At 61.9% G+C, this 14,087-nt stretch carries 14 protein-coding genes; 8 read left to right on the forward strand and 6 right to left on the reverse strand.

Translation table 11 applies throughout. The features are described 5' to 3' along the window. Positions 1-34 precede the first annotated feature (34 nt). A complete protein-coding gene (gene dapA / locus Q3Y53_RS01420) occupies positions 35-943 on the reverse strand; it encodes a 4-hydroxy-tetrahydrodipicolinate synthase (protein ID WP_303532040.1) in 909 nt (302 codons plus the stop codon). Beyond that, on the reverse strand, positions 943-1,965 hold the full coding sequence (locus Q3Y53_RS01425; RefSeq protein WP_303532042.1) for an aspartate-semialdehyde dehydrogenase: 1,023 nt from the start codon (positions 1,963-1,965) through the stop codon (positions 943-945). The genes dapA and Q3Y53_RS01425 overlap by 1 nt, the downstream gene beginning before the upstream one ends. Positions 1,966-2,121: 156 nt before the next feature. Between Q3Y53_RS01425 and tig the strand changes: the two genes are divergently transcribed. The 5 genes from tig to Q3Y53_RS01450 all read left to right on the forward strand — a co-directional run bounded on the left by tig (position 2,122) and on the right by Q3Y53_RS01450 (position 8,146). Continuing rightward, positions 2,122-3,531, forward strand: coding sequence for a trigger factor (gene tig, locus Q3Y53_RS01430; protein WP_303532044.1), 1,410 nt, complete (start codon positions 2,122-2,124; stop codon positions 3,529-3,531). A gap of 43 nt (positions 3,532-3,574) precedes the next feature. Continuing rightward, a complete protein-coding gene (clpP, locus tag Q3Y53_RS01435) occupies positions 3,575-4,249 on the forward strand; it encodes an ATP-dependent Clp endopeptidase proteolytic subunit ClpP (RefSeq protein WP_038551825.1) in 675 nt (224 codons plus the stop codon). 90 nt (positions 4,250-4,339) lie between these two features. After that, complete coding sequence (gene clpX, locus Q3Y53_RS01440; RefSeq protein WP_303532047.1) at positions 4,340-5,689, forward strand: ATP-dependent protease ATP-binding subunit ClpX; 1,350 nt, start codon at positions 4,340-4,342, stop codon at positions 5,687-5,689. 4 nt (positions 5,690-5,693) lie between these two features. Beyond that, positions 5,694-6,332: a lecithin retinol acyltransferase family protein gene (locus tag Q3Y53_RS01445; protein ID WP_226424758.1), complete on the forward strand. Its 639-nt coding sequence runs from the start codon at positions 5,694-5,696 to the stop codon at positions 6,330-6,332. A gap of 23 nt (positions 6,333-6,355) precedes the next feature. Next, positions 6,356-8,146, forward strand: a complete 1,791-nt coding sequence (locus tag Q3Y53_RS01450) for a DNA polymerase III subunit gamma/tau (protein ID WP_303532049.1) — start codon at positions 6,356-6,358, stop codon at positions 8,144-8,146. Here Q3Y53_RS01450 and Q3Y53_RS01455 read toward each other — a convergent pair. From Q3Y53_RS01455 to Q3Y53_RS01465, 3 genes are read right to left on the reverse strand one after another with little or no spacing between them, the layout of a single operon-like run. Then, positions 8,143-9,408: an exo-alpha-sialidase gene (locus Q3Y53_RS01455; protein ID WP_226424756.1), complete on the reverse strand. Its 1,266-nt coding sequence runs from the start codon at positions 9,406-9,408 to the stop codon at positions 8,143-8,145. The genes Q3Y53_RS01450 and Q3Y53_RS01455 overlap by 4 nt on opposite strands. Next, positions 9,408-10,727, reverse strand: coding sequence for a glycosyltransferase family 2 protein (locus tag Q3Y53_RS01460; protein ID WP_303532054.1), 1,320 nt, complete (start codon positions 10,725-10,727; stop codon positions 9,408-9,410). The genes Q3Y53_RS01455 and Q3Y53_RS01460 overlap by 1 nt, the downstream gene beginning before the upstream one ends. 24 nt (positions 10,728-10,751) lie before the next feature. Further along, positions 10,752-12,311 carry a SpoIID/LytB domain-containing protein gene (locus Q3Y53_RS01465; protein WP_303532057.1) on the reverse strand — a complete coding sequence of 520 codons (1,560 nt, stop codon included), beginning with the start codon at positions 12,309-12,311 and terminating at the stop codon, positions 10,752-10,754. 57 nt (positions 12,312-12,368) lie between these two features. On the opposite strand from Q3Y53_RS01465, the gene rpmI reads away from it, so the two are divergent. Genes rpmI through Q3Y53_RS01480 form a run of 3 tightly spaced genes read left to right on the forward strand, consistent with a single transcriptional unit; the run spans position 12,369 to position 13,500 of the window. Beyond that, positions 12,369-12,566, forward strand: a complete 198-nt coding sequence (gene rpmI / locus Q3Y53_RS01470; protein ID WP_006852081.1) for a 50S ribosomal protein L35 — start codon at positions 12,369-12,371, stop codon at positions 12,564-12,566. Positions 12,567-12,622: 56 nt separating this feature from the next. Further along, on the forward strand, positions 12,623-12,970 hold the full coding sequence (gene rplT, locus Q3Y53_RS01475) for a 50S ribosomal protein L20 (protein ID WP_011363098.1): 348 nt from the start codon (positions 12,623-12,625) through the stop codon (positions 12,968-12,970). An 11-nt stretch (positions 12,971-12,981) separates the two neighbouring features. Further along, complete coding sequence (locus tag Q3Y53_RS01480) at positions 12,982-13,500, forward strand: tetratricopeptide repeat protein (protein ID WP_226424753.1); 519 nt, start codon at positions 12,982-12,984, stop codon at positions 13,498-13,500. Between the two features lie 38 nt (positions 13,501-13,538). Here the strand turns inward: Q3Y53_RS01480 and Q3Y53_RS01485 are convergent, their stop codons facing one another. After that, entirely contained in the window at positions 13,539-14,084 is a 546-nt protein-coding gene (locus Q3Y53_RS01485; protein ID WP_303532074.1) for a hypothetical protein, read from the reverse strand. Between the last annotated feature and the right edge of the window lie 3 nt (positions 14,085-14,087).

Below are 14,087 nucleotides of genomic sequence, written 5' to 3' on the forward strand. Positions count from 1 at the left end.
GAACGGGTTGCGTAAGCCGATAAGCCGGACCGGGCTAGGTCTGACGGAGGGCGGCCATGGCGGTGGTAAGCGAACGTTTCATGTCGTCAGAAAGGGGGCACAGGGGCGGACGGGGTGCACCGACAGACCAGCCATTGAGTTCCAGGGCAGCCTTGACGGGAATGGGATTGGTGGTGGCGAACAGGGCCTTAAACAGGGGAATAAGAGCGTCGTGTAGGGCGAGTGCGGAGGCACCATCGCCGTTCAGATAGGCCTCGATCATGGCGCGGATCTCAGGGCCCGCCACATGGCTGCCCACACTCACCACACCAACGGCACCGACAGCAAGCATCGGCAGGGTGAGCCCGTCGTCACCGCTGTAAATCGCCAACTGGGGTCCGCAGGCCAGGCGCAACGCCGTGACCTCTTCGGTGGTGCCGCTGGCGGCCTTGAAACTCACCACGTTGGGGCAGTCCATCAACCGCGCCACCGTGGCCGGAGCGATGCTGCAGCCGGTGCGGCCAGGAATGTTGTAGAGCATCAACGGCAGCTCAGGAGCTGCCTCGGCGATGGCCCGGAAATGGACCTCCAAGCCCTCCTGGGGAGGCTTGTTGTAGTAGGGCACGACCACGAGAGCCCCATCAGCGCCAGCCACCGCCGCTGCCTTGGTGGCCTCCACCGCTTCGGCCGTGGAATTGCTGCCGGTGCCCGCCAACACCTTGACGTCGCTGCCCACCGCCTCTCGAACTGCCTGAAGCAGTTGCAACTGCTCATCCCAGCTGAGGGTTGGCGATTCGCCGGTGGTGCCGCACACCAGCAGTCCATCTGATCCCTGATCCACCAGATGCCGGGCAAGCTGTGCGGCGACGGTGAGATCCACAGCACCGCTGGCATCAAAGGGAGTCACCATCGCGGTAACGACACGGCCGAAGGGCGTTGGCGAGAGGGTGGCGGTCTGGGTCATCACTTCTCGATTAACAGTTCAGCGATCTGAACGGCGTTGAGCGCCGCTCCCTTGCGGATCTGGTCCCCACACAGCCAGAGTTCCAGGGCATTCGGATCACTGATGTCCTGACGGATCCGGCCGATCGCCACCGGGTCACGACCGGTCACATCCGTCGGCATCGGAAAGCGGTTCGCAGTCGGATCATCAATCAACTCAACACCGGGGGCAGCCGAGAGCAGCTCGCGCGCTTCACCAACTGGGAAGGGGGTCTCGAACTCGATGTTCACCGCTTCTGAATGGGCCCGCAGCACGGGCACCCGCACGCAAGTGGCGGTGAAGCGCAAATCCGGAAGACCCATGATTTTGCGGGTCTCGTTCACCATCTTCATCTCCTCTTCGCAATAGCTGTTGGCCTGCAGGGGTGAGTTGTGCAAAAAGAGGTTGAAAGCCAGGGAATAGGGCAGCACCTCTCCCTTGGGAGTTCCGCCGTCCAGCACGGTCTGCGAAAGATTTTTCAGCTCTTCCATGGCGCGAGCACCAGCACCACTGGCAGATTGGTACGTGCTCACCACCACCCGGCGCATCGCCCGCTTCGCTGCCAGAGGAGCCAAAGCCAGGGTGAGCAGGATCGTGGTGCAATTCGGGTTCGCGATCACTCCCTTGTGGGCGAAAGCCGCATCGGGATTGACCTCGGGCACCACCAGCGGCACACCGTCCTCCATCCGGAAGGCACTGGAGTTATCCACCATCACCGCACCTGCAGCGGTGATGGCCTCTCGCCACTGCTTCGAAACAGAACCACCGGCCGACGCCAGCACCAGATCGACCCCTTCAAAGGATCGGGCCGAGACCTCTTCCACCGTGAGGGTGCGGCCATTCCAGGCTTGGGTCTGACCGGCCGAACGGGCCGACGCCAGCAGCTTCAACTCGCCAACGGGGAAATGGCGCTCCTCAAGCAGCAGCAGCAGTTCCTGGCCAACAGCACCGCTGGCACCCAGAACAGCAACATTGAGAGGACGGTTGGGAAGAGTCGAAGACAAGCGGTGGAGTGAACGATCTGAACGAAAACCTGTCGTTTCTCGAAATTGACATCACTGCGTAGAGATCGTGATGCCGCGATGCGACCGGCTCAGCTTACCGATCCAGCCCCAATTCACCCATTGCATAAAGTGCTGGGCTGCCCTTTCCCTTCCCCCATGAGCGCTGCAGCCCTGAAGGTGACCACCGAAGCCCGCCCCAGCAGCCGCCTGTCGGTGACGGTCACCGTTCCTGGGGAGCGCTGCAAGACGAGTTACGAAGACGCGATCACCAGCCTCAGCCGCAGCATCAACCTGCCGGGCTTCCGCAAGGGCAAGGTGCCGCGCACGGTGCTGGTGCAACAGCTGGGTGGCGTGCGAATCAAGGCCACAGCGCTGGAAAAGCTGATCGACAACGCCTGGCGCGACGCCATCAAGCAGGAATCACTGGAACCGATCAGCCAGCCTGATCTGAGCAGTGGCTTCGACGGCCTGCTGGAGAGCTTTGAGCCTGGCAAGGAGCTCACGTTCACCCTGGAAGCCGACGTCGCTCCGACGCCGAAACTGAAGAGCACCAAGGGGCTGGAAGCGGAATTCGAAACCGTCGCTTACGACGCCTCCCGGGTCGACGCGATGCTTGAGGACTCCCGCAAGCAGATGGCCACAGTCGTTCCCGTGGAAGATCGCGCCGCCCAAAACGGCGACATCGCGGTGCTGGGCTTCAAGGGCACCTACAGCGATGACGGCAGCGAAATCGAGGGCGGCAGTGCCGATTCCATGGATGTGGACCTGGAAAACGGCCGGATGATCCCTGGCTTCATCGAAGGGGTCATCGGCATGAAGGTCGGCGAGACCAAAACCGTGGATTGCCAGTTCCCCGACGACTATCCGAAGGAGGACGCCCGTGGACGCAAGGCTGGCTTTGAAATCGAACTGAAAGACCTCAAGACCCGCGAACTGCCCGAGCTGGACGACGCCTTCGCCAAGCAGGCCAGCGAACAGGACACCCTGGCGGACCTGCGCAAGGACTTGGAGCAGCGGCTCAAGGACGACGCGGAGCGGCGTCAAACCAGCAACCGCCGCGATGCCCTCGTCGCCGCACTGGTGGAGCAGCTCGAGGTGGAATTGCCAGAAGCCCTGATCCAACAGGAAAGCCGCAACCTGCTGGAGCAAACCGCAGCCCAGTTCGCCCAGCAGGGCATGGATGTGAAGTCGCTGTTCACCCCCGACCTGGTGCGCAACCTGATGCAGAACTCGCGCCCTGAGGCTGAAGAGCGCCTGCGCCGCAGTTTTGCCCTCACCGCCCTGGCCGAAGCGGAGGACATCAAGCTCGACGACAAGGACGTGGACGCCAAGATCAAGGAGGTGAAAAAAGAGCTCTCCGCCGACGCCAAGATCGATCCCGAGCGCCTGCGTCAAGCCGTGATGGATGACCTCATGCAGGATCGTCTGATGGGCTGGCTCGAGGAGAACAGCACCCTCACCGAAAAGGCCCCATCCACTGACGACAGCAAGGCTGAAGCCAAGAAAAAGGCCGCCGCCAAGAAGACCTCAGCCAAGAGCAAGTCCAAGGCGGACGCCAAGGACTGAGCAACGCCCATAGATTGAGCGAACTTCACCGCATACCGATCGCGTGATCGACGCCCGCAGTCACCACCCCATCCAGAACCGCTGGCGGGCCGCCATGCCCGTCTCGGCACCGGGGCCACTGCCCACGGTTGTGGAACAGTCCGGTCGCGGAGACCGCGCCTTCGACATCTACTCGCGCCTGCTGCGGGAGCGAATCATCTTCCTCGGCACGGGGGTGGATGACGCCGTTGCCGATGCCCTGGTGGCGCAGATGCTGTTCCTCGAAGCCGAGGATCCTGAGAAGGACATTCAGATCTATATCAACTCCCCGGGAGGGTCCGTCACAGCTGGCCTGGCGATCTACGACACGATGCAGCAGGTCGCCCCTGACGTGGTGACCATCTGCTACGGCCTCGCCGCCAGCATGGGTGCCTTTCTGCTCTCCGGAGGCACCAAAGGCAAGCGTCTCGCCTTGCCCAACGCTCGGATCATGATTCACCAACCCCTGGGTGGTGCCCAGGGTCAGGCGGTGGACATCGAGATCCAGGCGAAGGAGATCCTCTATCTCAAGGAAACCCTGAACGGGCTGATGGCGGACCACACCGGCCAGCCGCTCGACAAGATCTCGGAAGACACCGACCGCGACTACTTCCTTTCTCCAGCAGAAGCGGTTGAATACGGCCTGATCGATCGCGTGGTGGACAGTTCCGGGGACGGAGGAATCATTACGGAAGGCTGACAGACGCCTTTCTGTTCTCGATCCTGTGTGTTCAGGGAGACCCCATCGGTTGATTCCTGAATTGTTCTCCTGAGTGGTGCCCAGCGTTCGATGGCCAAGTTCGACGCCCATCTGAAATGTTCGTTCTGTGGGAAATCCCAGGACCAGGTGCGCAAGCTGATCGCCGGACCTGGCGTTTACATCTGCGACGAATGCATCGATCTCTGCAACGAGATCCTGGATGAAGAGCTGGTGGATGGTCAGGGCAACCCACGCCAAAGCCACGAGCCAAACCGCAAGGCCACGCCAGCCGCCAGGAAGAGCAGCAAACCGGCCCCGACCCTGGCCTCGATTCCCCGGCCTCAGGAGATCAAGAGCTTCCTGGATCAGCAGGTGGTTGGCCAGGACGCGGCCAAAAAGGTGATGTCTGTGGCGGTCTACAACCACTACAAACGTCTGGCCTGGCAAGGGGACGGCCAGGGCGAAACCGAAGAAACGGCAACCCGCCTGCACAAGAGCAACATCCTGCTGATCGGACCCACCGGCTGCGGCAAAACGCTGTTGGCGCAGACCCTGGCTGAGATGCTGGACGTGCCCTTCGCCGTGGCCGATGCCACAACCCTCACCGAAGCGGGCTATGTGGGTGAGGACGTTGAAAACATCCTGCTGCGGCTAATGCAGAAGGCCGATATGGATGTGGACCAGGCCCAGAGGGGCATCATCTACATCGATGAGATCGACAAAATCGCCCGCAAGAGCGAAAACCCCTCGATCACAAGGGATGTGTCCGGCGAAGGTGTGCAGCAGGCCCTGCTGAAAATGCTTGAGGGCACGGTGGCCAATGTGCCACCCCAGGGAGGACGTAAGCACCCCTATCAGGACTGCATCCAGATCGACACCAGCCAGATCCTGTTCATCTGCGGTGGTGCCTTCGTCGGATTGGAAGACGTGGTGCAGAAGCGGATGGGCCGCAACGCCATCGGCTTCATGCCCAGCGACGGCCGTGGACGCAGTCGCACCAACCGCGACCTTCAGGCCGCCCAAGTGCTGCGGCACCTGGAGCCGGATGATCTGGTGCGCTACGGCCTGATCCCGGAATTCATCGGACGGATGCCGGTGAGTGCCGTGCTGGAGCCCCTGGACGAAAGTGCCTTGCAGTCGATCCTCACCGAACCCCGCGATGCCCTGGTGAAGCAGTTCCGCACCCTGCTGAGCATGGACAACGTGCAACTGCAGTTCGCCGATGACGCCATCGAAGCGATCGCCCAGGAAGCCCACCGGCGCAAGACCGGTGCCCGCGCTTTGCGCGGCATCGTTGAGGAACTGATGCTGGATCTGATGTACGACCTGCCATCGCAGACGTCGGTGAAGGAATTCACCGTCACCCGGGCGATGGTGGAAGAACACACGGGCGGCAAGGTGCTTCCCCTGCCTGGAACGGAACAACAAAAAACCGCCTGAGGTCTTGGCTGCCGCTGACCACCTTGAGGTGCCGCGTCAGCACGGCCTGTTCAACCACCACGGCATCGACCTCGGCGACGGAACCGTCGCCCACTACTTGGAAGGGCGTGAAATTCTGCGCAGCCCATTGGAAGAGTTCAGTCAGGGGCAACCGCTGCGGGTGATCAGCCATGCCGAGGCTTCTCCGGTGGGTGTGACCTTGCGCCGGGCCATGGGACGCCTGGGGGAACAGGACTACAACCTGCTGTTCAACAACTGCGAGCACTTCGCCACATGGTGCAAAACCGGGCGCCATCGCAGCGAGCAGGTGGACTCATTCCTGGATCGGGCCCGCAACTGGAGTGGCCTGATGCCATCGGCCCTGATCAAGGGACTGGAACTCCTGGTGCAACGGGGCCTTCTCGATGACGATGCGCGCACGATGGCCAAACGGGGGGTGGAGAAGCTGGAACGTCTGCGCCTCTCACTGCTGCACAAGTTGGAGGGTCTGCTGGAACGGGCGGGGGACGGCACGGATCGCAGCCTGCTGCTCACGGGGCAAAGCCTTGCCGATGAACTGGCGGCCGTGGAAGACCTGAAACAACGGATTGATTCCCTGCTCGAGCAGCGCCCTGCCCTTCCAGGCTCGGAATCCTCTGAGTAATCTCCTTTCAACGCTCGCGGCGCATGAGTTCGGCTTACCAGCCGCTGCATCACAAATACCGGCCCCAGCGCTTTGATCAGCTGGTGGGGCAGGAGGCGATCGCCGCCACCCTGGGCCACGCCCTCACTAGTAATCGGATTGCCCCGGCCTACCTGTTCAGTGGCCCCCGAGGCACCGGCAAAACCTCCAGCGCCCGCATCCTGGCCCGCTCGCTCAACTGCCTGAACAGCGAGGGGCCGACGCCAGAGCCCTGCGGCACCTGCGAGCTGTGCACAACAATTGCCGCCGGAACAGCGCTCGATGTAATCGAGATCGACGCCGCCTCCAACACCGGTGTTGACAACATCCGCGAACTGATCGAACGCTCTCGCTTCGCTCCGGTACAGGCCCGCTGGAAGGTGTACGTGGTGGACGAATGCCACATGCTGTCCACCGCAGCGTTCAACGCCCTGCTGAAAACCCTGGAGGAACCACCACCGCAGGTGGTGTTCGTCCTGGCCACCACCGACCCGCAAAGGGTGCTGCCGACGATCCTCAGCCGTTGCCAACGCTTTGATTTCCGGCGCATTCCGCTCGATGCCCTCAACACTCATCTGAGTTGGATCGCCGAACAGGAAGCGATCAACATCAAGCCTGAAGCCATTCATGTGGTGGCCCAGCGGTCGCAGGGAGGCCTGCGGGACGCGGAAAGCCTGCTGGATCAACTGAGTCTGCTGCCACCACCGATCGAAGCCGCTGCGGTGTGGGATCTGCTGGGGGCCGTGCCCGAACAGGAGCTGCTGGAGCTTGTAGGGGCCATGAGCAGCGCCGAACCGGTGCAACTGCTGGAAGCCACCCGCAACCTGCTGGACCGAGGTCGGGATCCCGGAGCCGTGCTGCAGGGCCTGGCCGGGATGCTGCGGGATCTGGTGTTGATGGCCGCCGCTCCAGACCGACTGGAGCTCACCAGCGTTTCACCCCAGTTCCGCGATCAGCTGCCCGCCCTCGCGAAAGCGATCGGCAGGGCCCGCTTGCTGCAATGGCAGGCCCAACTGCGCGGCAGCGAGCAACAACTGCGCCAAAGCGTGCAGCCGCGCTTGTGGCTGGAAGTGCTGCTCTTGGGCTTGCTGGCGGAACCGGTAGTAGCGGCTCAACCCACAACGGCAGCAGCAACCCCGCCGACAACCCCAGTCGCCCCTCCTGCTCCAGCTCCTTCGGCCGCAGCCCCCACATCCGAGGCACCCGCGCCCAGTCCAAAACCTGCACCGGCAACATCACCAGAACTGCCGACGGTCTCCACTCCTGCGCCGGCACCCAGCACGAACCTGCCCGAGCTGTGGCAACAGATCCTGGGCAGCCTCGAACTGCCCTCAACCCGGATGTTGCTGTCGCAACAGGCCCAACTGGTGCGCCTGGATGCCAACCGCGCTGTTGTGCAGGTGGCTGGCAACTGGATGGGCATGGTGCAGAGCCGGGCGTCTCTGCTGGAACAGGCGGTGGCCAAAGCTCTGGGCGGCTCAAGGCAGCTGGTGCTGGAGGCCAGCAACAACGCCATGCCACCTCCGCTTGCAACAGCCCCGATCACAACACCATCGATCACTCCGCCAGCCGCGGTCGAGCCCCCCGCACCAACACCAACTCCGGCACCCGCAGCAACACCAGCTCCAGCTCCAGAACTGCCGCGCACTCAAGCCAAACCGATGGACCCGAAACCAGCCCCAGCCCCGCCGGAAACCAGCACTCAACCCAACCCGCCCTCAGGCCTGGACCGTCAGGCCCGCAATCTGGCGGACTTCTTCAACGGTCAGGTGCTCGACGTTGACGAGATCAATTAACGGGATGAACTGACGTCAGAAAAACCAAAGGCTGAGGCGTCAGGGTCGTACCCGATCACCTCCAGTTCGCGCAAAGTGACGTAACGAATGGCCTGACGTCCGGCCCAGGAATAGGCCGCATGCAGTTCCCCAGGCTTCCCCTCGATCAGGGTTGGGTAGGCCAGTTGTCCATTGAGGTCCCAATTCATCGGACCACAGAAACCGAAACCCGTGTCGATGTCGCGGATCCATGGCCAATGAAGGCCATCGTCATCGCTGATGGCGATCGACAACGGCCATCGGGTTCGCGGCCAACGGGCCTCTCCCCACTCCAGCTGCTCCTCCGACGAAACCGGATCCGGCGCAAAGCCAAAGCGGTTGAAAATCATCGCCAATCGCCCACTCGCCAGCCGGCAGGCCTGGATGGAGCTGTTGTTGTTCGGCAGCTGGGTGGGCTCAGGAGCTGACCAGGTTTGGCCGTCATCTGTACTCACACTTCGATAAATCTGATCCGCGAGACGACTGCGAAAGAACTGGAGCAGTTGAGCTCCATCCCGCGAGGCAACGACGGAGCCGTGCACCCTGCCGGTGCTGTCTGGAATGCTGACCGGCTGGCCCAGGCACTGACCTACCGGATCCAGACCCACCATCTCGCTGTGGTCGTGACCAAAGGCCCCGCCCGCTTCCAGGCTGCGGTAGATCGGCAACAACCAGTGGCCGTTCTCCAAGGGATGGGGGGGGTGGCGGCAGAAGGCGGGATCGTCCAACAGGTCAAGGGGAGTGGACCATGCCTCGGCCGACCAGGTCTCAGGATCGGAAGGATCAAGGCCCTCCAACGCCAGCCGCTGATGCCGGAGGACAGCTGTCCACTGCATGGAAAAGCTGCTGGATGTCTCGAGAGCAGAGCGATCCTCTGGATCGCGCACCACTTGGGCGGAATGGATCAGGTGCAAACACCCTTCGGAGACGAACAGCAGGGGGTTCTGCTCCGAGCGCTCCACATCCCGGGAAATCCGCTGCGGTTCAGACCAACCTCCCCCTTCAGCACCCAAAAGAGATAGAAACACCGACATCCCAGCGGTGCCCTCTCCGCTGCCCGCCATCCAGACACAACCCAACAGATCGGGACGGATCCAACACAACTGAGGTGCATGGTTTTGTTCCCCCATCGGCTCCAGCAACGCCCAAGCCCCCAGCTCAAAGGGGGTGACAAGAACCTGTCCCCAAGCCAGATCCTCAAAGCGATCCTGCGCCTGATCGAACGACGAAAAAGGGGGAACCATCAAACCTGGACCGGATGGTCCTGACCATGGCTGGTTTTGGCCCAGACCAGGCGTTTGGGGAACAGTGACATCCGCAGCGTTACCCAGGGAATCACCACAAACCAGTGGCCTAGGTAGGCAATCCCCACCACAAGATTGGGCAGGCTCGCAGAAGGGATCTCCGGCCCCTCACTACCGCTGCGACAACCGCGCCAATAGGCGAGACCCGACACACTGAAAGCCACCAGAGACAAGGGCCAGTACACCGGCACACTTCGGGTGATCAGGGCCGTGGTGAGATCAGCGAAGGACACCACAGGCAGGGCGTACTGGAGCAGAAAAAAGGCCGTCAAATCCCAACGTTTGCGCAGACTGAGCTGGGCTGACGTGAGCACCGACCAGTAATCAAAGAAGCGCTGCAATCCACCTTCGGCCCAGCGCTGTCGTTGTTTCCACAAGGCTGGGAGACCTGGGACCGCCTCTTCCTGAACCGGAGGATCCCACAACACTCCCACCAAGGCGCCGAGGGTCAGCAGGCGGAAGCTGAGATCAAGGTCATCGGTGACGGTGTCTTCATTGAAACCTCCGCTGGACTCGAGCACAGAACGCTTGATCAGCTGTCCGTTCCCCCGCAGCTCCGCCACCCCTCCATTCGCCAGTCGCCCCGACTGGATCACCGCATCCAAAGCCATCTCCATCGCTTGGGATCGAGTCAACCAATTGCGATCGGCATCAATCACAGCCTTACGCAGCTGCACTGCCGACCAGCCACCCTCCAGGGCGTAGGGGACGAGACGCTCAAGCAGGTCGTCCTGTAACTGGGCATCTGCATCAAGTACCAACAGCCACTCGCCCTTAAGACGATCCAAGGCGGTGTTGAGCGCACCCGACTTGCCACCACCGGCATTGCGCTGGCGATGGATGACATTCAGCCCAGGGTGCTGGGTGGCCAGATCGTCCAGCAACTCAGAAGTCCGGTCAAGACTGCCGTCGTCGATCACCCAGGTGGTGAGCTGACCGGATGGATAACGCAGCGAAGTGAGCCGTTCCACCAGACGCGGCACCACCGCCTCTTCATCGCGGGCGGCCACCACCACATCAAGGCTGGGAAGCTTCGTCGGATCCATCGCCGGCATGGACTCCGCTGACCCACGTGTCAGCTGCCCGCGCATGACGGAACGCAGCCCATATCCCCCCAGCATCAAGGCAAGGCTGATGGCTGGCCAGAGCGAACGGGCTGAGTCCAGCCAGTGGGGAGCAGCGCCAGCACATCCGCAGGCGAACAGGAACGCTGCCGATTTCACCCGACGGTGATCACTCGATGTGGCGTTCGAGCTCATCCAGCTGCCCAGGTGGGAAGGACTTTAAGGGGACTGCATTGGTGTTGAGAGTGGGCCGTAGACAGTCCCTGGGTAGTAATGGCTGAGGATCCGCTCCACCGGCCAGCCACGCCAGGCCAGATCGATGGCTCCAGCCTGCGACAAACCGGCCCCATGGCCGAAGCCACCACCCCGCACCAGCCAGCGTTCAACCCCCTGAGGCTCCAACATGAAAAGAGTGCTTGGCAGTGTGCGAAGGGTGCGCCGGATGGCATCCAACTTGAGGATGACTGGAGCGGCGGCACCGCTGCCTGAAATCTGCAGAGCCAGCACCCGGCCGCTGACGCCCCGCTCCAGAACCTGCAAGCGCAAGGGGGAAACCAGCGGCCCTGCCGCTGCTCCCAGGGCCTGACGCAAATCTGCACTAGAGAGAATTCGGGTCCAGCGGAAGCGGGGATGCTGCTCGCCATAGGCCCCGGAACGATCCGCCAGCAACGCTTGCACCGCCTGGCGCTGCTGCAGGGGCAAGGGATGACGGTTACTCCAACCCTCATCCCCATCCGCTCTTGGGCGCAAATAGATGGTGGGCTGCATGGCCCAGGCTTCCGGCCCGGCAGCCATGACCCCGCCATTGGTGGCGTGATACACAGCGCTGATCGGCTGGTTGTTCAGGCTGAGCAATTTGCCCTGCGTGGCTGCAATCGCCTCCCGCACAGCAGCTCCCGCATGGCGAGGGTCGCTATAGACCTGACACTGGGTGTCGCTGCAGAGGTGATAGCCATCGATGCTGAAGCGATGGCTATTGGCCAAAGCCCAAGTGCGCGCCAGAACAGTCTGAGCCTGCAACGCCGCCATCGGTGAACCAGCACCGATCTCATGGGGCACCACCCCCTCGAGGTAGCGCTCCACCGGCACCTGCTCAACAAGGGTCCAACTGCCATAGGCATCCCGTTGCAAACGGAAGGGCCCCTCAAAGCGTCCACCAGCCCAGAGCAACCCATCCGAAGCTTCGATCAAGACAGGACCCTGCAGAGGACGTTCCCCCTCCGACGTCTCCAACACCGGTTCGATGGTGTTGGCAAGGCTGCCTTGCCAATCACGCACGGCTAGACCCTCTGGCACAGGGGAACCTTCCGGCGCCCACACCTCCCATTCCTTGGGATGGGCCACCTCGGCCGCAACCCCCAAATCACGCCAACGGGAGGCAACGCGGTCCGCCGACTCAAAACTGGCGTAGGGGCCTGCGATCCGGCGAGCCAACGTCAGCGGACGGTCCAAAGCAACGCTTCGCCAGCTGATCACGAAACCCGAACCACTTCCGTGCTCCCCGGTGGCGTCGCGAAGGCTGAGCGATCCAGCAAAGGCACGCAGATTCAAGGGAGCGGCGGTTGCCGTGGCACCGAGGTGATCCTCCAAAGCCACCCAGAGCACAGGCTCAAGACCTTCAACCGGCGGTGGGTCAGCGACGGAACGGTGCGTCGCCCGTTGAACCGGCTCCACTACAGGGGGCTCAGTCACAGGGGGTTGGAGAACATCACCACGCTCGCGGGCGCGACAGCCCAGACCCATGCAAAGCAGCAATGTGAGCGTCAGGAGCCGAATCATTCAGCGGGGGGCACGTCGGGACGTATTGTTGTCGTTTGTGTCCGAACGAGCAGACCAATGCCCAAGCTGAAGACCCGCAAAGCTGCCGCGAAGCGGTTCAAAGCAACCGGCACCGGCAAATTTCTGCGTCGTCGCGCATTCCGGAACCACCTGCTGGACCACAAAACCCCCAAGCAGAAGCGTCATCTGGCCACCAAGGCCGTGGTGGACCGCACCGATGAGGAGCGCGTGACCCTGATGATGCCCTACGCCTGAGCACAGCTGCTCAGACGAGACCGTTCAACAAGACCTGATCTAACCCTTCCAACCTCATGGCCCGCGTCAAGAGAGGCAACGTCGCCCGTAAACGCCGTAACAAGATCCTGCGGCTGGCCCGTGGCTTCCGTGGTGGCAACGGAACCCTGTTCCGTACAGCAAACCAGCGGGTGATGAAAGCCCTCTGCAATGCCTACCGCGATCGTCGTCGTCGCAAGCGCGATTTCCGTCGCCTTTGGATTGCACGCATCAACGCCGCTGCTCGCCTGAATGGTGTGAGCTACAGCCGTCTGATGGGCGGCCTTAAAAAGGCAGATGTGCGCCTGAATCGCAAGATGCTGGCTCAACTGGCGGTCGTCGACCCCGGCAGCTTCACCAACGTCGTGGCTGCAGCCAAGAGCTGAATTTTCAAACCGTGAACCTGCTGCCCCAGACCTACCTGCTGGGCCTGGTCGGCCTGCTTGCCATCGTTGCGGTGGTGGTGGGCCGACAATTTTTTCGTGTGCGCCGTGATGAAGCACGGCTGATTGAACTCGAGAAATCCGAAAAGGCCTCTTCGCGACAGGCATCTGATCTCTACGAGCTCGGATCAGTTCAACTACGCAAGCGGCTGTATCCGCAGGCAGCTGCCACCTTGAAGCAGGCACTGAAACGCTTGAGTGGTGAACCTGATGAAGCCCGTGCGCTAATCGAAAATGCGCTCGGCTTTGCCCTGGCCGCACAGAAGGATTACTCCGGTGCCATAAAGCATTACAAGCTGGCTCTGAAGGCAAAAGCGGATTACCCCGTAGCCCTCAATAACCTGGCTTTTGCCCAGGAAAAGCTGCTGAAGGACTCTGAAGCGATCTCCCTCTACGAGCAGACACTTCAACTAGAACCCGACAACGCCACAGCGAAAAAAGGCCTGAAGAAACTCAAACGTCGGAACAGCTGAGTTCGTTTAAAAACATTTGGTGCCTCAAAAAGATGTGATCACCAGAGAGGCTGAACAGGAGGCTCCTCTTGACAGACGCTGGTCAGGGCCAGACGTCCGCCCACTCCAGTGCTGGGGTTGGCCACGTTGACGAGACGAGGCGCCTGCCAGCTGGTGGGACTGAACATTTGCAGTCCAAGGAAGACGCCGCCAGGCTCAAGGCCCGCAATCAAAGGATCCGCCAAGGGGATGAGATCAAGCTGATCCGACTTGGCATGGAGATTGCCTTGAACCGGTGTGATGACGGAGCCAAGGGTCATAGTTCCCCGGAGATCCACCATCTGGCCCATGGCCGTCATCTGAGTGATGTCCAACGTGACATCAACGGTGGGATTGCCATCAAAAGGCTCAAACGTGCCGCACCATTGGCGGGGCAGAGATGCCGCCAGTTCAGCAGCGCGTGCAACCGGGTCGAAGCTCTCCACTTCGATTTCATCGAGCTCCAGAGGAACCGCCAACTGAATCGGATCCAGAGGCAACTGGGGATTGGTCTGAAACGGCACCTGGCTGCCAGCCGGGAGATCCATGGCAAGCAGGAACGGCATGGA

This window comes from Synechococcus sp. YX-04-1 (assembly GCF_030546365.1).
In the GTDB taxonomy this organism is placed as follows: Bacteria; Cyanobacteriota; Cyanobacteriia; order PCC-6307; family Cyanobiaceae; genus Parasynechococcus.

Coding starts and splice junctions, on each gene's coding strand:
- tig (WP_303532044.1), top strand. CDS start 2,122: ATGAGCGCTGCAGCCCTGAAGGTGACCACCGAAGCCCGCCCCAGCAGC.
- dapA (WP_303532040.1), bottom strand. CDS start 943: ATGACCCAGACCGCCACCCTCTCGCCAACGCCCTTCGGCCGTGTCGTT.
- rplT (WP_011363098.1), top strand. CDS start 12,623: ATGGCCCGCGTCAAGAGAGGCAACGTCGCCCGTAAACGCCGTAACAAG.
- Q3Y53_RS01460 (WP_303532054.1), bottom strand. CDS start 10,727: ATGAGCTCGAACGCCACATCGAGTGATCACCGTCGGGTGAAATCGGCA.
- rpmI (WP_006852081.1), top strand. CDS start 12,369: ATGCCCAAGCTGAAGACCCGCAAAGCTGCCGCGAAGCGGTTCAAAGCA.
- clpX (WP_303532047.1), top strand. CDS start 4,340: ATGGCCAAGTTCGACGCCCATCTGAAATGTTCGTTCTGTGGGAAATCC.
- Q3Y53_RS01455 (WP_226424756.1), bottom strand. CDS start 9,408: ATGGTTCCCCCTTTTTCGTCGTTCGATCAGGCGCAGGATCGCTTTGAG.
- Q3Y53_RS01485 (WP_303532074.1), bottom strand. CDS start 14,084: ATGCCGTTCCTGCTTGCCATGGATCTCCCGGCTGGCAGCCAGGTGCCG.
- Q3Y53_RS01450 (WP_303532049.1), top strand. CDS start 6,356: ATGAGTTCGGCTTACCAGCCGCTGCATCACAAATACCGGCCCCAGCGC.
- Q3Y53_RS01465 (WP_303532057.1), bottom strand. CDS start 12,311: ATGATTCGGCTCCTGACGCTCACATTGCTGCTTTGCATGGGTCTGGGC.